Below are 16,618 nucleotides of genomic sequence, written 5' to 3'. Positions count from 1 at the left end.
CTCAAAGCCGTGCTGCAGCGCCTCTACGACTGGACCATGCGGCTTGCCGCCCACCGCCATGCGCTCCTGGCGCTGGCGGCGGTGTCGTTCATCGAAAGCTCGGTGTTTCCGATCCCGCCGGACGTGCTGTTGATTCCGATGGTGCTGGCGGCGCGCGACCGGGCTTGGCTCTATGCGACGGTATGCACCATCGCTTCGGTTCTCGGCGGGGCAGCCGGCTATGGCATCGGCTATTTTCTTTTCGAGGAGTTGGGCCGGCCACTGCTCGAGTTCTACCACTACGGCGACCAGTTCGAGACGTTCCGCGACCAGTACAACGCGTGGGGGGCGTGGATCGTGGCCGGCGCCGGCGTGACGCCGTTCCCCTACAAGGTCATCACCATCGCCAGCGGCGTCACCGCCCTCGATCCCACCACCTTCATGGTCGCCTCGATCCTGTCCCGCGGCGCCCGCTTCTTCCTGGTGGCGGCGTTGCTGTGGTACTTCGGCCCGCCGATCCGCAAGTTCATCGAGAATCACCTGGGCATGGTGGTCACCGTGTTCTTCGCCCTGCTGTTCGGCGGCTTCGTGGCGATCCGCTTTCTCTAGCGCAACCGCCGCCGGGTGGAGACTATGCTGAAGCGACTTCACGATCCCGACAGGCTGGTGCCGCTGGCGCTGTTGACGGCCTCCGCCGCGGCGCTTGCGGCAGCGTTCGCGGGCGAGCACCTTTTCGGGCTCCAGCCCTGCATTCTCTGCCTCTATGAGCGCGTTCCCTACGCGGTCGTGTTGGTGCTCGCGGGCCTGGCCCTGTTCCTGCCGGTGGACCGGCGCCATCGCGCGTTCATGGTGGCGGCATGCGGGATCGTGTTCGCAGCGGCCGCGGGCTTGGCGGTATACCACGTCGGCGTCGAGCAGCACTGGTGGTCGGCGATCGCCGGATGCGCCGGCGCACTTCCGGAGACCATGACCATCGAGTCCCTTAAGGCCGAAATTTCGGCGCCTTCGCCGCGCAAGCCGTGCGACGAAGTGGACTGGCGGCTGTTCGGCATCTCGCTCGCCGGCTACAACGCCATTGCGTCCGCCGTCCTGGCGGCGGCGTCTTTCGCCGGCGCCCGCTTGCTGTTCAGCGAGCAACGCCGGAGCCGGCGCTCGGCATTCTGAGCGACAAAATGATCAAGTCGAAGCGGTGGGTCTGCTATAGGCCGATGTTTCACTCGCCTCCCGAACTGTCCCGAGGGTAAGCCATGTCGTCTGTCATCCGCCGCGCGCTTATTTCCGTCTCTGACAAGATCGGCCTCGCGACGCTCGGGCATTTTCTCTCGGAGCGGCAAGTGGAGATCCTCTCGACCGGCGGGTCGGCGGAAACGCTGCGCCACGCCGGCGTGCCGGTGGAGGACGTGTCGGACTACACCGGCTTTCCGGAGATCATGGACGGCCGCGTCAAGACCCTGCACCCGAGGATCCACGGCGGGCTCTTGGCCGTCCGTGGCAACGCGACGCACGAGGCGGCGATGGCTGCACACGGCATCGGCGCCATAGATTTGCTGATCGTCAACCTTTACCCGTTCGAGGCCACGGTCGCCCGCGGCGCCGACTTCGAAGATTGCATCGAGAACATCGACATCGGCGGCCCGGCCCTGATCCGCGCCGCCGCCAAGAACCACGCGTTCGTGACGGTGATCGTCGATCCCGCCGACTACGAGCCGCTGATGGCGGAGATGACCGCGGGCGACGGTGCGACCACGCCGGAGTTGCGACGACGGCTGGCGGCCAAGGCCTACGCTCGCACCGGCGCGTATGACGCCGCCATCGCCGCCTGGTTCAACGGCGTGCTCGCGACGCCGTTCCCCGAGCACCTTGTGTTCGCCGGCGCGCGCAAGCAGATGCTGCGCTACGGCGAAAATCCGCACCAGAGCGCCGCGTTCTACGTCTCCGCTGCGGCGCGACCGGGAGTTGCCTCCGCCACCCAAATCCAGGGCAAGGAACTCAGCTTCAACAATCTCAACGACACGAACGCGGCGTTCGAGCTTGTCGCCGAGTTCGAGCAGCCGGCGGTCGCCATCATCAAGCACGCCAACCCGTGCGGCGTTGCGGTCGCCGAGACATTGCAGGGCGCCTACGCGAAGGCGCTGGCGTGCGATCCGGTCAGCGCCTTCGGGGGGATCATAGCCGTAAACCGGCCGCTCGACCGCGCCACCGCCGCCGAGATCGCCAAGCTGTTCGTCGAGGTGATCATCGCCCCGGAGCTGGACGAGGACGCCCGCGCCTTGCTCGCGACGAAGAAAAACCTGCGGGTGCTGGCCGCCGGCGGCTTACCCGACCCGGCCGAGACGGCGTTGACCTTGCGTTCCCTCGCGGGCGGCTACCTCCTGCAAAGCCGCGACGACGCCGTGACGGCGGGCGAGCTCAGGGTGGTCACGAAGCGTGCGCCGACCAACGCCGAGATGGCCGACCTGGACTTCGCGTTCCGTGTCTGCAAGCACGTCAAGTCCAATGCCATCGTCTACTGCAAAGGCGGCGCCACCGTTGGCATCGGGGCCGGCCAGATGAGCCGGGTCGATTCGGCCCGCATCGCCGCGGTCAAGGCCGAGGATGCCCGCAAGGCCGCAAAGGAGCCACTGCCGCGGACTGACGGATCGGTGGTCGCCTCCGACGCCTTCTTCCCGTTCGCCGACGGCCTGCTCGCCTGCATCGAAGCCGGCGCCACGGCGGTGATCCAGCCCGGCGGCTCTGTGCGCGACGACGAGGTCATCGCCGCCGCCGACGACAACAACATCGCCATGGTCTTCACGGGAATGCGGCATTTCTGCCATTAAGTTTTTAAAGTGCTCTTGACGAAAGGCCGTCGGCGCGATGCCGTCGGCGACCAGATCCTCGCGAAGGTTTTCGCGAAGCCGGCGGGTCCGCAGAATTGCCGCTCAGCCGAGCCGGTCGAGGCGGAGGCGGTGGCGCTCGTCGGTGAGGCGCAACGCTGTTGCGAAGGTGGCCAGCAGCACGCCGGAGCCGGTGGCGCCGGCGATCAGGAACATGATGACGAGCTGGTACTTGACCGCCTCGGCGGGATCGACGCCGGCGAGGATCTGGCCGGTCATCATCCCGGGCAGGAACACGACGCCGGCCGCGGCCATGGAGTTGATGATCGGCATGAAGCCGCTCCGGAGCGACTCCCGCAGTGCCGGACGCAGCGCGTCCCACCGGGCGGCGCCCAGCATGAGTTGCGCCTCGATGGCAGCGCGCTCGCGCACCATCGTAGTTGTGAGAGTGTTGAGGCCGAGGCTGATGCCGGTCATCGCATTGCCCAACACCATGCCGAACAGGGGTATGGCGTACTGCGGATGATACCACGGCGTCGGCTGCACGACGACGGCGAGAGCAAACACGGCGACGAGGAACCCCGCGAGGCTCATGGCGCCGCCGCCGATGCCGTAAGACCACCAGCCGGCAATATTGCGGGACTGGCGGGCGCGGATCTCGTGCGCCGCGAACAGCGCCATCACCGACATCACCAACGCCGTCAGCGACGGCGAGACCAGCGCGAAAAGCCCCTCCAGCACAAGCCCGACGAGCAGCAGCTGGACCACCATGCGCGCCGCCGCCACGGTCAGTTGGCGCTCGAGACGGAGGTCCAGCCACAGCGACAGGCCGCCGTTGATCAACAGCAGCAGGGCCGCAAGCACTACATCAAGCGCGTCGAGTGTGACGTAGGAGGTCACGATGGCGGCGCACCACGTTCGGCGATGCCTTCCGCGATCCGGCCGCCGCACATGGTCAGGATGCGGAAGGCGAGGCGCTCTGCCTGACCGCGGTCGTGGGTCACCAGGATGACGGCGGCACCGCCCGCAAGCCGCTCGCGGACCAGCGCTTCCACTGCGGCGGCACTGTCGGGATCGAGCGCCGCGGTCGGCTCGTCCAGCAGCAGCACCGGCGGCTTCAGGCTGAGCGCCCGAACGAGGGCAAGACGCTGTTTTTCGCCGGTTGAGAGGCGGGAGACGGGCCACGCGAGCACATCATCGGAGAGCCCGAGGCGGCGGGCGAGGTGCCGCGCTTCATCGTGATCCCGGACGTGCTCGCCGACGCTTTCCGCCCACCAGCCGGACTCCGCCGGGAGGTAGACCACCTGTCGGCGCCATGAGGGACCGGCGATGGCGCTACGCGGCCGACCGTCGAGCACGACCTCGCCCTGGTTCGGGTCGAGGTCGGCGATCGCGCGGAGCAGGAGGGTCTTGCCGGCGCCGGACGGACCCATGATCGCGACGCCATCGCCTCCATCCACGCATACGGTCGCAGGCTCGATGCCGGGACGGCGCAAGTCCCGCACGGTCAGCATGATTACTCCCGCACGTCGCGGACGGGCAGCAACAGTGCCATGCCGGCGACCAGGAACACCAGGATGGTGGCCATGCCGGCCCGCTGGCTTCCTGTCCAGCCGGTGACCGTCGCCACAACGAAGGGTCCCAAAAAGGCGGTCGCCTTGCCCGAGAACGCGTAGAGGCCGAACATCTCGGTGCGCAAGTGCTTGGGCGCGAGGCGCGCCATGAACGAGCGGCTGGCAGACTGGGCGGGGCCGAAAAAGATACCGATCGGCGCGCCGAGGAACCAGAACCAGGCCTTCTCCTCGACCAGCAGCAGGCCGACGGCCAGGACGATGATTGCCGCGACCGAGATCAGGATGGTGCGCTTGGCGCCGATCCAGTCGTCGACCCAGGCGAACGCGGCGGCGCCGAGGCCGGCGGTGACGTTGAGAGCAATGCCGAACAGCACGATTTCGTCCAACGCCATACCGAACTGTCCGGCCGCGTAAATGCCTCCGAAGATGAACAGCGTGTTGAGGCCGTCCGTGTAGATCATGCGGGCAAAGAGGTAGAGGGCGATCTGGCGGTAGGAGCGGATGCGCCGGAGGGTCGCGATCAAGGTGCGGAGGCCGCCGCGCGCCGCCGCCGCCAGACCGACGCCGGTCGCTTGGCCGTCCGGGGTGAACAGGAACAGCGGGATGGAGAACACCGCCATCCACGCGGCGACCAGCAGCGGCGTGGCGCGCACGTGCTCCCACGCTTCCGTGTCGAGGCCGAGAGCGGGCCGGTCCGCCTGCACAAACGCCGTCAGGCTGAGCACCAGAAGCATGACACCGCCGGCGTAGCCAAGTCCCCAGCCCCAGCCCGACAGGCGACCGATCTTGCCGCGGGGCGCCAGGTTCGGCAGCATGGCGTTGTAGAACACCATCGCCGTCTCGAACGCGACATTGCCGATGGCGACGAAGGCGAGCGCCCACAGCATCGAAGACGGATCGCCGCGGGTGAACCAAAGCAAAGCGACGGCGGCTACGCAGACCACCGTGGAGGCCAGCAGCCATGGTTTCTGCCGCCCGATCTGATCGGCGATGGCGCCGAGCAGCGGGCTGGAGATCGCCACCAGAAGCGCAGACGCACTCAGCGCGTTGCCCCACAACTCGGTGCCGGTCACCGGATCCGGCGCCACGACCTTGGTGAAGTAGGTGGCGAACACGAAGGTGATGATGATCGTCGGGAACCCCTGCGTCGCCCAGTCGTAAAGGCACCAGGACGCGAGCGCGAGGCGGCCAGGTCCGTGTTCAACGCTGGTTTTTGTCAGAGCGCTTATCAACAGCCGGTCCCTGTTCCGGTACTCATGACGATCGGCTCACCGGCGGTGCCTTATTATCCTCACCCGGGCCCTCTCCCGCGAACGGGAGAGGGAGGGATCCGCGGAAGGGTGAGAGCGAGGGTGAGTGGCGCAGCCTTCAGGCGGCAACCAGGGTGCCGACCTGTCGGCTCGCCACCGTGAGCATCGACAGATCGAGCGGCCCTGACGCCTCCAGCTCGCCGAGCAGCACTCGCACTCTCTCGACCGCTGCGGCCCGGTTCTCCGTCCACGCCGAGATGGCGCCGTCCCCGGCCTTGCCGACCGTATCCAGCACGTGGACGGTCAGCGCGCACTGATGGTTGTAGAGCTCCTCGATGATCGCCGAGACGGCCAGCTTCTGCCAGTGGCTCATGGCGGAGATCTTCTCGGCCTGGTAGCGAAGCCACCCGAGGCCGAGGGACTCGCCCAAAGCGAAGTTCAAGCGCGCCACGTCCTCGACGGCGATGCCGCGCGCCGCTGCGATGCGGACGATGTCGCACGCCGACGGCATGGCGATCAGGTAGGCGATCTGGCGCGCCAAGTTCTCCGGCACGCCTCTTTCGGTGTATCGCCCGACCCGATGAAGGATACGGCCGTTCATCTCCTCCGGCAGGACAGAGTCGATGCAGGTGGCGAGGGCGGCGACCGGTTGCTTATAGGCGCCCACGTTGCGGGTGATGTCGATGGGGCTACCGCCGTTGCGGAGGAACCACATGGTCCCGCGCTCGATCAGACGCTGGGCGTCGCGGTGGAGCGTCGACTGCGCGTCCGCCGGCACCAGGTTGTCGAGAGCTTCGATCTGCACCCAGACATCGCGAAGCCCGAACACGTCGCGGGTAATGATGTAGGCGCGAGCGACGTCGACCGCCGGCATTCCAGATTTGTCGGAGATCTCGGTCACGAACGTGCCGCCGACGCGGTTGATCAGGCTGTTGGTGATCGAGGTGGCGATGAGCTCGCGCCGCAAGATGTGACCGCGAATGCGCTCCCGCTGCCCGTTCTGGATGGGCGTCGGGAAATAGCGGACGACGTCCTCGGCCAAATGACGATCGTCCGGTAAGTCGGATTCTAGCACCTTGTCGTAGAGCCACAGCTTGCAGTAGGCGAACAGCACCGCGATTTCGGGCCGCGTCAAGCCTTGACGTGCCGCGATACGTTCGGCCAGGGCGTCGTCCTCCGGCAGGAACTCAACCTCACGGTCGAGGCGACCCTGGCGTTCGAACATGCGCATCAGCCGCGTCTGGTTCTCCAGCGCCGAAAATCCTTCGTCCTTGATCAGGGTGATGGCCTGGGATTGCAGGTAGTTGTCCCGCAGCACCAAAGCGGCGACCTCATCGGTCATCTCGGCAAGCAGCCGGTTCCGCTGCTTTTCGGTCATGTCGCCGTCTCTCACGGCGGACCCGAGCAGGATCTTGATGTTGACTTCGTGGTCGGAGCAGTCGACTCCGGCCGAGTTGTCGATGAAGTCGGTATTGATGCGCCCGCCGGCCAGCGCGTACTCGATGCGGCCATTCTGCGTGAAGGCGAGGTTGGCGCCCTCGCCGACGACTTGGCAGCGAAGCTCGCGGCCGTCGATGCGCACCGCATCGTTGGACCGGTCGCCCGCGTCGGTGTCGCTCTCATAGCTCGCCTTGACGTAAGTGCCGATGCCGCCGAACCACATCAGCTCGACCTCAGCCCGAAGCATGGCGCGGATCAGGTCATTCGGCCTGACATGGTCGGACCCGAGCCCGAAGCGCTCGCGGATTTCGGGGGACACATTCAGGGTCTTGGCGCGGCGGTCGAAAATGCCGCCGCCCTGGGAGATCAGGTTGTGGTCGTAGTCGCTCCAGCTCGAGCGCGGCAGCGCGAACAGGCGCTGGCGCTCCTTCAGGCTGACCGCCGGATCGGGGTCGGGGTCCACGAAGATGTGCAGATGGTTGAACGCACCCAACAATTTGATGCACGGCGACAACAGCATGCCGTTGCCGAACACGTCGCCCGACATGTCGCCAACCCCGACCACGGTGAACGGCTCCGCCTGGATGTCCTTGCCCATCTCCCGGAAGTGCCGCTTGACCGACTCCCAGGCTCCGCGGGCGGTGATGCCCATTGCCTTGTGGTCGTAGCCCTGGCTGCCGCCCGAAGCAAAGGCGTCGTCGAGCCAGAACCCGTACTCCTTGGAGACGCCGTTGGCGATGTCCGAGAAGGTCGCGGTGCCCTTGTCGGCGGCGACCACCAGGTAGGGGTCGTCGTCGTCACGGCGAACCACATCCTCGGGCGGCACCACTTGGCCGCCGACCCGGTTGTCGGTCAGGTCGAGGATGCCGCGGATCAGCGACTTGTAGCATTCGATACCTTCGGCCTGAATGGCTTCGCGGTCGCCAGTCGCCGGCGGCCGCTTGACGATGAAGCCGCCCTTCGAGCCCACGGGCACGATGACGACGTTCTTGACCATCTGCGCCTTCATCAGGCCGAGGATCTCGGTGCGGAAGTCCTCCCGCCGGTCGGACCAGCGGATGCCGCCGCGGGCCACCTTTCCGCCGCGCAGGTGGATGCCCTCCATGCGCGGTGAGTAGACGAAAACCTCCACCATCGGCCGCGGCAGCGGCAGTTCGGCGACGGCGCGGCTGTCGATCTTGAACGACAGATACGGCTTGGGAGCGCCGTCGGCGCCCCGCTGGAAATAGTTGGTGCGCAGCGTCGACTGCACCGCATTAAAGAAGCGCCGCAGGATCCGGTCCTCGTCGGCGCTTTCCACATTTTCGAGCCCTGCGTTGAGCGCTTTGGCAACGGCCTCGACTTTCTGCTCGCGCCCCGTCTCGATGGCGGGATCGAACATGGTCTTGAACAGGTCGACCGTCAGTCGGGCCAAGGAGGCGTTGTTGAGAAGGGCGTCCTGCATGTAGCTTTGGGAGAACGCGATGCCGGCCTGCCGCAGGTAGCGGGAATAGGCGCGGATCACCGTAACCTCGCGGGCGGACATGCGCGCTTCGAGAACGAGGCTGTTGAACCGGTCGCTCTCGGCGTTGCCGCACCAGACGTTGAGAAACGCCTGTTTGAATGAATCTCGGATCGCCGCCATGTCGATCGGCTGGCCGCTCCGGGTCTCCAGCCCGAAATCGTGGATCATCACCAGGCGGACGTCGCTGTTGGGGATCGGTACGGCGTAGGGGATCTCGTCGATCACCCGGAGCCCGAGATGCTCCAGCATCGGCAAGACTTCCGAGAGGATGATCGGCTGTTTCGGACGGTACACCTTGAAACGCATACGATGCTCGGCGACCTCGAACGGCCGATACAGGGTCATCTCGATCTCGTGAGTCACCATCAGTATTTCGATGCGCTCGATGTCGGCGACCGCCTCGTCGGCATTGAACTCCGCTTGGTAGCCGGGCGGGAAGGCGTCGCAATAGCGCTGAAAGAGAATGTGCCCCTCCTCTTCGCCGTGAGCGGCGATGAGCGATCCCTTGAGGAGATCCGACCAGGTGCGGGTCGCGTCGACGATCTGCGCTTCCAGCTCGCTCGCCTCGTATTCCGGGATCTGCCCGGTGACGGTGCGGATGATCATGTAGAGACGGGCGAGCGGCGAGTCGCCGACCTCCGAATACTGGGACATCACCTCGCCATTGAACGCCCGCTCGAGGATGGTCTGAATGGTGAGGCGGAGCTGGGTGTTGTAGCGGTCGCTCGGGACGTAGACCAGGCAGGTGACGTAACGCTCGTAGTCGTCCCGGCGAATGAACAGCGCCGCCTTCTGCCGATCCTGCAGATTGTGGATGCCGACGGCGGTGCGGTAGAGGTGCTCGTAGTCGACCTGGAACAGTTCGTCCCGCGGAAACGTCTCCAGAATATTGAGAAGCGCCTTGCCGTCGTGGCTCCTCGGCTCGAAGCCGGCGCGCTCGATCGCCTTTTTGACGCGGCTCCGCAGCAGCGGAATGGCCATCGGCGACTGAGTGTAGGCGGACGAGGTGAACAGCCCGACGAACATGCGATGGCCGACCACGCGGCCTTCCGCGTCGAACAGCTTGATGCCGATGGCGTCCATCGGCACGGTGCGGTGGACGGTCGACCTCAGATCCGTCTTGGTCAAGACAAGGAGCTGGCGCTCGACCACGAACATGCGAAGCGCCCGCGGCAGCACACTTGCGTCCACCGCCTCGTCGAACACGAAGACGGCCGGGTCGCGGAGAATGCCGAGGCCGGAGCCCTCGACGATCGAGATCTTCGGCGCGTCGCCGCCGCCCTCAATGCGGTATTCCCGGTATCCCAGCAGCGTGAAATGCTCCTTATAGAGCCACTCCAGGAACTCGCGGATCTCGGCAACCGCTTCGGCCGGCCAAGCCGGCGCGTTCGCCTCTAGCGTCTCGGTGCTTTCCTTCAGGCGCTCGCGCATCGGCTCCCAATCCGATACCGCGCTTCGAACGTCTTTGAGAACGCGGCGGATGCGGCCGGCGATCGTCTCCAGGATGTCGCCCGACTGATGGGTGACCTCGATACGCATGAACGACTCCGCAAGCGCTCCGTCGGCGCCGTTCGCGGCGAGCCCGTTGAACACGCCTTGGTTATCGCGGCGGACGGTGAAGATCGGGTGGATGACCAGGTGCACCGTCAGGGCTTCCTGGTTGAGCCTGGCCGTGACGGAATCGACCAAAAACGGCATGTCGTCGGTGACGACCTCAACCACGGTGTGCTCGCATCGCCATCCGTGCTCGTCGAGGCGCGGATTGTAAACACGCACGATGTCTTCCCCGGGCTTGCGGCGGGCTCCCAGGCGGAAGTGGGAAAATGCCGCGCCGAAGATGGCGTCCGGGCTCTCGCCGCGCAGATCGTACGGCGGAACATGCGCGTAGTACCGGCGCACGAACTCGGCCACGACGGCGGCTTCCGCCTCACCGAGACGGCGGGTCGCGCATTCGGTGGCCTTGTTGATAAGGTCGTTGCGGTGCGACTCCGTAGACTGGGGCATGCTGCTTCCTCCCGTTTTCGGCTCATTCGCGGCGGCATGGCGCTGTGGGCCTACTGCATGTTACACCAGATCCACACGATGCCGACAATCCCGCGGTTACCGGGCCCCAAAGCAAGCGCGGCGGTGTCGCATTGACGCGGCCGGCGGCGGCCTTTAAGTCCGGTTGCTCCGCCAGCCTGCGTAACGACATGCAGCCTGGCTTCGAGATGAGGACGCAGCATGGGCCTTGACGTGGCCATCCAGATGGATCCGATCGATCGCATCGACATCAGCGCGGACAGCACGTTCGCTCTGGCGCTGGAAGCGCAGCGGCGCGATCACAGGCTGTTTCACTACCTGCCGCAAGACCTGTCGCTTGTGAAGGGCAGGATCGTCGCGCGCGCGCGGCCGCTGCAGGTGTGGCGCTCGGTGGAGCGGCATTTCGCGTTAGGCGAACCGGAGATCATCGACCTCGCCGACGTCGACATCGTGCTGATGCGCCAGGATCCGCCGTTCGACATGGCGTACATCACCGCGACGCACCTGCTCCAGCACGTGCACCCGGCGACCTACGTGGTCAACGACCCGGTTTCGGTCCGAAACGCGCCGGAAAAGCTGTTCGTCGCGCATTTCCCGGAGTTGATGCCCCCGACCCTGATTACGTCCGATCGCGAGCACATCATCGATTTCCGCCGCGAGCACCGGGACATCATCATCAAGCCGCTGTTCGGCAACGGAGGCGCCGGGGTTTTTCACGTCGATCCGGCCGACGATAATCTGAACGCGCTGCTGGAGATGTTTACCAGGCTCTACCGGGAACCGGTGGTGGTCCAGGCCTACCTCCCGGAGGTGCGGCAGGGGGACAAGCGCATTATCCTCATTGAGGGCCGCCCCGCCGGCGCCCTGACGCGGGTCCCGGCCGAGGGCGAGGCGCGCGCCAATCTTCACGTCGGCGGCAAGGCTCTCAAGTCGACGCTGACGCCGCGCGAACACGACATCTGCGAGGCCATCGGCCCGCAATTGCGGGAACTCGGGCTGATCTTCGTCGGCATCGACGTGATCGGTGACTACCTCACCGAGATCAACGTTACCTCGCCGACCGGCATCCAGGAAATCGGCCGGTTCGATGATGTCTCGCTGGAGGCGCAGCTTTGGGACGCCTTCGAGCAGCGCTTCCATGACAGCCGCGCCGCTTCCGGTCGGGCGAGGGCGTCATGATCCTCGCCGGCGATATCGGCGGGACAAAGACGGTCCTCGCCCTCTACGAGCCGGAAGCCGGGATCGAGCGTCCGCTTGCGGAAGAATTGTTCGTCAGCGACGCGCATGCCGCCTTCGAAGACGTGGTCAGCAGCTTTCTGTCCACGACCGGCGCCAAACCCACCCGGGCCAGCTTCGGCGTGGCCGGTCCGGTGATCGGCGGTCGCAGCCAAATCACCAATCTTCCTTGGGTGATCGATGCCGAGGCGCTCGCCGCCCGGTTCGAAATCCCGCGCGTCCATCTCCTTAACGACTTGGAGGCCATCGCTTACGCTGTTCCGGGATTGGGCGCAGCGCACCTGCACACCCTCAACCCCGGCCGGCCCGCGCCCGGCGGCACCATCGCCGTCGTCGCGCCCGGAACGGGGCTCGGGGTGTCGTTTCTGGCATGGACTGGAACGAATTATCGACCCCATGCGACGGAGGGGGGTCACGCCTCATTCGCGCCTGCGACGCCGGAGCAGATCGAGTTACTGGCATTCATGCAGCACCGCTTCGGACACGTCAGCAACGAGCGCGTGTGCTCGGGCAGCGGCATTCCCAATCTCATGGACTACGTGCGCAGCACCGGTCGATACCACGAGCCCGATTGGCTGCGCAAGGCGCTCTCGGAAGCCGACGACCCGACGCCGGTGATCGTCAACACCGCGCTCGAGCGATCCGCCGACGCGTGCGTCGCCGCGCTCGACATGTTCGTCCGCATTCTCGGCGGCATTGTCGGCAACACGGCCCTAAAGCTGTTGACGACCGGCGGGATCTATCTCGGCGGCGGCATCCCGCCCCGCATCCTGTCGCGTCTGCAGCAGGCGGATTTCCTGGCGGCGGTGCGGAACAAGGGTCGATTCGCCGACCTCGTCTCCAACGTGCCGATCCACGTCATCCTCGACCCGATGGCGGCCCTCCACGGCGCTGCCCGGCACGCCCTCGATCAGCGCGACGAATGAAGGCTATCGGATCGACGTTGCGGCGGGCGTTGCAGCGGTAGTCAAAGGTCGAATTGAATGGCGGATTGCTCCTGATCCGCGGCCGTACGCTCACCGGCTCATCGCATCCCAAGTCCAGTCGTCGTCGGTATCGTGATCGGGATGCTGGAAAACTCGCAACTGCGCCTGGCGCTCGGCGGTCATGTCGTCTTCGGTCTTCGCTCGCGGCAGGTTGTCGATGGAGTCGATCCAGTGCACGCGGCTCTCGATGCCGTACTGGCGGGTCGGCGGCGTGCGTTCGGGATGATCGAGGCTGCCGATCGTCACGTCGAACTCGTCGCCGTCCCGGTATTCGAACGACAATGGCGTCCCGCAGCGAGCGCAGTAACCGCGCTTGACGAGGTTGGAGCTGCTGTAATAGGCAGGTGTGCCCCGTGTCCACGCAAAAGCCTCCCGCTGCACCGGTGCAAGGGCGGCGAAAGCATTTCCCACGGCCTTTTGGCACATGCGACAATGGCAAATGTGCACGCCCTCCGGCTCGGCGTACAAGGCATAGCGCACGGCGCCGCACTGGCAGCCGCCGGTGTGCCGCGGCATGCGCCCCTCGGACGCCATCAGCTTGAGCGCCGGATCATGCCGCCGAGGTCGCGGCCGGCGAAGATGTGGACGTGGACGTGCATGACTTCCTGGTGGGCGTCGGGGCCGGTGTTGGCGAGGACGCGGTAGCCCTTGTCGACCGCGCCGAGCTGGCGCGCGACTTGGCCGACGGCGCGAAAGAAGCCGGCGATCAGCTCCGGCGGCGCATCGAGCGTGAAATCGTCCATCGACACGTACGGGCCTTTCGGGATCACCAGCACGTGGATCGGCGACTGCGGCTGGATGTCGTGGAAGGCGAGCGCGTGCTCGTCCTCGTAGACCTTGTCGCAAGGGATCTCGCCGCGCAGGATCTTCGCAAACACGTTGGTGTCATCGTAGGCCATCATCCGTTCTCCCTCACCCCGACGTCGGCTTCCGCGAAGCTTTTTCGGCCAGGCCAGAGGTGCCCTCGCGTCGCGACAGCTCCGCCCACACGTCGTCGGGCCGCACCCCTATCGCCGCCCACAGCACCAAGAGATGGTAGAGGAGGTCGGCGCTTTCCAAGGTCGCCTTGTCCCCGCCATCATGAAGCGCGGCGACGAGCGTCTCGATCGCCTCTTCTCCCATCTTGCGGGCGGCCAGCGCGGGGCCCCCGGCCAGCAGCCGCGCCGTGTAGGACGTATCGGCGCCGGCGCCGCGGCGGCTCTCGATGACCGCGAACAGCCGATCGAGGATGCGGGCGTCCGACGGATCCGCTGTCATGCCCCGGCTCCGTCGAGACGCACCGGCACGCCTGCCGCCGCCATGTGTTGCTTTGCTTGTGTGATGGTGAAGGTGCCGAAATGGAAGATGGAGGCCGCCAGCACCGCCGAAGCATGCCCCTCGACGATCCCCTCGACCAGATGGTCCAAGATGCCGACGCCGCCTGAGGCGATAACCGGCACCGGGACGGCATCGGAAATGGTCCTGGTCAGCGGGATGTCGAAACCAATTTTCGTCCCGTCTCGGTCCATGGAGGTCAACAGGATCTCGCCGGCGCCATAGTCGGTCATCCGCCGCGACCAGGCGACGGCGTCGATGCCGGTGGGACTGCGGCCACCGTGGGTGAAGATCTCGAACCGCCCCTTCCCGGTCGACTTGGCGTCCACCGAGACGACGATGCACTGGCTGCCGAATTTTACTGCCGCCTCGCGAACGAACTCCGGGCGGTGCACGGCAGCGGTGTTGATCGAGACCTTGTCCGCCCCGGCGAGCAGCAGCCGGCGGATGTCGTCCAGGGTTCGAATGCCGCCGCCGACCGTCAGCGGCATGAAACACTGCTCGGCGGTGCGGGCGACCACATCCAGAATCGTGTCCCTGTCCTCGTGGCTGGCGGTGATGTCGAGGAAGCACAATTCGTCGGCGCCGGCCTGATCGTACAGGCGCGCCTGCTCGACCGGATCGCCGGCGTCGACCAAGTCGACGAAGTTCACGCCCTTGACCACCCGTCCCCGATCCACGTCGAGGCAAGGAATGATCCGCGCCTTCAGCATCGCCGGTACGCCTCCGGGGTCGCGGCCCCGGAGAGCAGCGCCACCGCCGCGCCAGGATCGACCCGCCCTTCGTATATCGCGCGCCCGCAGATGACGCCGGCCACCGAACCATGACCCGCCGTCCTGACCGTCGCCAGGTCATCCATGGAAGAGATTCCTCCGGAGAGGATCACCGGCGTCGTCACTGCCTCGGCCAAAGCTGTTGTCGCCGCGATGTTGGGACCTTCCATGGTCCCGTCGCGGGCGATGTCCGTATAGATTATGGCGGCCGGGCCATCGGCTTCGAAGCTCCGCGCCAGGTCGGCGGCCTTGACCTTGGTCGCGCTGGCCCAACCGTGCACCGCCACCATGCCGTCGCGGGCGTCGATGCCGATGGCGACGCGCCGCGGCCATGCTCGGCAGGCTTCGCGGGCGAAGGCGGGATCGTTGACGGCGGCGGACCCGAGCACCACCCGGTCCACCCCCTGGTCCAGCCAGCGACCAGCCGTTTCCATGTCGCGGATGCCGCCGCCGAGTTCGACTCGCATTTTGGTTGCCGCCAATATTGCCTCCACGGCGGCGATGTTCATCGGCCGCCCGGCGAACGCGCCGTCGAGGTCGACGACGTGGAGCCAGCGGCAGCCCGCATCCTCGAAGACGCGCGCCTGATCCGCCGGATCGTCGTTGAAAACGACCGCCGTCTCCATTTCGCCCCTCACCAAGCGCACGCAAAGACCGCCCTTGAGGTCGATGGCCGGCAGGAAGATCATGGGCGCCAGTCCAGGAAGTTGGCGATCAGCCGCAGGCCGACCGACTGGCTTTTCTCGGGATGAAACTGCGTCCCAACGATGTTGTCCCGGCCGATCACCGCCGTGACGGCGCCACCGTAGTCGACGGTGGCGAGGATGTGCGTCGGGTCGGAAGGCAGGAACCCGAAGCTGTGCACGAAATAGGCATGGGGCGCCGGCGGCAGTGCGGCGAACACGGGATGATCCGAGGCGCGCAGGTCGAGCTCGTTCCAGCCCATGTGCGGGATCTTGAGCTGAGGATCCGAGGGCTTCAATGGCGCCACTTGCCCCGGGATCCAGCCGAGCCCGGGGTGGCTGCCATGCTCCAGCCCGGTTTCCGCCATGAGCTGCATGCCCACACAAATGCCGAGGAATGGTCGACCACGGAGCAGCACCGCGTCTTCCAGCGCATCCGTCATGCCCGCAATCGCGTCCAGACCGCGGCGGCAGTCGCCGAACGCCCCCACGCCCGGAAGCACAATGTGGTCGGCGGGGCGCACGGCATGCGGGTCGGAAGTGACCAGAACATCTTCGCTTCGGCCGGCGTCTGCGGTGGCGCGCTCAAACGCCTTGGCGGCCGAGCGCAGGTTCCCCGAGCCGTAGTCGATGATCGCGACGCTCACGATGCACATCCATCGAAAAGGTCCGGGTTGCGGTCGAACAGCCGCACTTCGGCACTATGCCGGTTGCTGCCGGCAATCACTCCGGCTTCGACAAACCCGCGCCGCTTCAGGGTCCAGCGGTGCAGGTCGTTAGCGATGAACGCAAAGATTACCGCCACACCGGTGGATATCGCGGTTTCGATCCAGGGCCCGGCGCCAAGGACGCGCATCGTCGCGCCGAGGATAACCTCCGCCAGGACCAGCCCGAGCGCGACCAGCCATAGCCCGTGCCACAGGGCCCACAGAAGCGAGAAAAACAGCGCCGGCCAGTTGAACCCTTCCTTGACCAGGACGATGTCGCGGTCCGGATCCAGACCCTCGCGGCGGAGATGAACGGTATAGATGCGCATTGCGT

The 16,618-nt window shown here is 66.2% G+C and carries 16 protein-coding genes; 5 read left to right on the top strand and 11 right to left on the bottom strand.

The window, feature by feature from the left end; all coding sequences use genetic code 11:
• Positions 1-9: 9 nt before the first annotated feature.
• From IPM60_16310 to purH, 3 genes are all read left to right on the top strand, one after another.
• Entirely contained in the window at positions 10-588 is a 579-nt protein-coding gene (locus tag IPM60_16310; protein MBK8909374.1) for a DedA family protein, read from the top strand.
• A gap of 24 nt (positions 589-612) precedes the next feature.
• Positions 613-1,143, top strand: a complete 531-nt coding sequence (locus tag IPM60_16305) for a disulfide bond formation protein B (GenBank protein MBK8909373.1) — start codon at positions 613-615, stop codon at positions 1,141-1,143.
• A gap of 83 nt (positions 1,144-1,226) precedes the next feature.
• Positions 1,227-2,798 (top strand): bifunctional phosphoribosylaminoimidazolecarboxamide formyltransferase/IMP cyclohydrolase, encoded by a 1,572-nt coding sequence (gene purH, locus IPM60_16300; protein MBK8909372.1) that lies wholly within the window; start codon positions 1,227-1,229, stop codon positions 2,796-2,798.
• A 102-nt stretch (positions 2,799-2,900) separates the two neighbouring features.
• Here the strand turns inward: purH and fetB are convergent, their stop codons facing one another.
• The 4 genes from fetB to IPM60_16280 form a co-directional block, all read right to left on the bottom strand.
• A complete protein-coding gene (gene fetB, locus IPM60_16295; GenBank protein MBK8909371.1) occupies positions 2,901-3,698 on the bottom strand; it encodes an iron export ABC transporter permease subunit FetB in 798 nt (265 codons plus the stop codon).
• On the bottom strand, positions 3,692-4,309 hold the full coding sequence (locus IPM60_16290) for an ATP-binding cassette domain-containing protein (protein ID MBK8909370.1): 618 nt from the start codon (positions 4,307-4,309) through the stop codon (positions 3,692-3,694). The genes fetB and IPM60_16290 overlap by 7 nt, the downstream gene beginning before the upstream one ends.
• A gap of 2 nt (positions 4,310-4,311) precedes the next feature.
• Positions 4,312-5,589 carry an MFS transporter gene (locus IPM60_16285; protein ID MBK8909369.1) on the bottom strand — a complete coding sequence of 426 codons (1,278 nt, stop codon included), beginning with the start codon at positions 5,587-5,589 and terminating at the stop codon, positions 4,312-4,314.
• A gap of 148 nt (positions 5,590-5,737) precedes the next feature.
• Complete coding sequence (locus IPM60_16280; protein MBK8909368.1) at positions 5,738-10,567, bottom strand: NAD-glutamate dehydrogenase; 4,830 nt, start codon at positions 10,565-10,567, stop codon at positions 5,738-5,740.
• Positions 10,568-10,786: 219 nt separating this feature from the next.
• Between IPM60_16280 and gshB the strand changes: the two genes are divergently transcribed.
• Complete coding sequence (gene gshB, locus IPM60_16275; GenBank protein MBK8909367.1) at positions 10,787-11,764, top strand: glutathione synthase; 978 nt, start codon at positions 10,787-10,789, stop codon at positions 11,762-11,764.
• Entirely contained in the window at positions 11,761-12,747 is a 987-nt protein-coding gene (glk, locus tag IPM60_16270) for a glucokinase (protein MBK8909366.1), read from the top strand. Before gshB ends, glk begins: the two co-directional genes overlap by 4 nt.
• Positions 12,748-12,837: 90 nt before the next feature.
• On the opposite strand, the gene IPM60_16265 is transcribed toward glk, so the two are convergent.
• From IPM60_16265 to IPM60_16235, 7 genes are read right to left on the bottom strand one after another with little or no spacing between them, the layout of a single operon-like run.
• Entirely contained in the window at positions 12,838-13,341 is a 504-nt protein-coding gene (locus IPM60_16265; protein ID MBK8909365.1) for a GFA family protein, read from the bottom strand.
• Positions 13,341-13,706, bottom strand: a complete 366-nt coding sequence (locus IPM60_16260) for a histidine triad nucleotide-binding protein (GenBank protein ID MBK8909364.1) — start codon at positions 13,704-13,706, stop codon at positions 13,341-13,343. Before IPM60_16260 ends, IPM60_16265 begins: the two co-directional genes overlap by 1 nt.
• Before the next feature lie 13 nt (positions 13,707-13,719).
• On the bottom strand, positions 13,720-14,064 hold the full coding sequence (locus IPM60_16255) for a phosphoribosyl-ATP diphosphatase (GenBank protein MBK8909363.1): 345 nt from the start codon (positions 14,062-14,064) through the stop codon (positions 13,720-13,722).
• Positions 14,061-14,834 (bottom strand): imidazole glycerol phosphate synthase subunit HisF, encoded by a 774-nt coding sequence (gene hisF / locus IPM60_16250; protein ID MBK8909362.1) that lies wholly within the window; start codon positions 14,832-14,834, stop codon positions 14,061-14,063. The genes IPM60_16255 and hisF overlap by 4 nt, the downstream gene beginning before the upstream one ends.
• Positions 14,828-15,583 carry a 1-(5-phosphoribosyl)-5-[(5-phosphoribosylamino)methylideneamino]imidazole-4-carboxamide isomerase gene (hisA, locus tag IPM60_16245; protein ID MBK8909361.1) on the bottom strand — a complete coding sequence of 252 codons (756 nt, stop codon included), beginning with the start codon at positions 15,581-15,583 and terminating at the stop codon, positions 14,828-14,830. Before hisA ends, hisF begins: the two co-directional genes overlap by 7 nt.
• Positions 15,580-16,233, bottom strand: a complete 654-nt coding sequence (hisH, locus tag IPM60_16240; protein MBK8909360.1) for an imidazole glycerol phosphate synthase subunit HisH — start codon at positions 16,231-16,233, stop codon at positions 15,580-15,582. The genes hisA and hisH overlap by 4 nt, the downstream gene beginning before the upstream one ends.
• Positions 16,221-16,613 carry a DUF2628 domain-containing protein gene (locus IPM60_16235; GenBank protein ID MBK8909359.1) on the bottom strand — a complete coding sequence of 131 codons (393 nt, stop codon included), beginning with the start codon at positions 16,611-16,613 and terminating at the stop codon, positions 16,221-16,223. The genes hisH and IPM60_16235 overlap by 13 nt, the downstream gene beginning before the upstream one ends.
• Positions 16,614-16,618 lie beyond the last annotated feature (5 nt).

Source organism: Rhodospirillales bacterium (assembly GCA_016710335.1).
GTDB lineage: Bacteria > Pseudomonadota > Alphaproteobacteria > Rhodospirillales > Defluviicoccaceae > JADJXQ01.
Note: the sequence above shows the minus strand (reverse complement) of the source record. Positions and strands in the feature narration are given on the sequence as shown.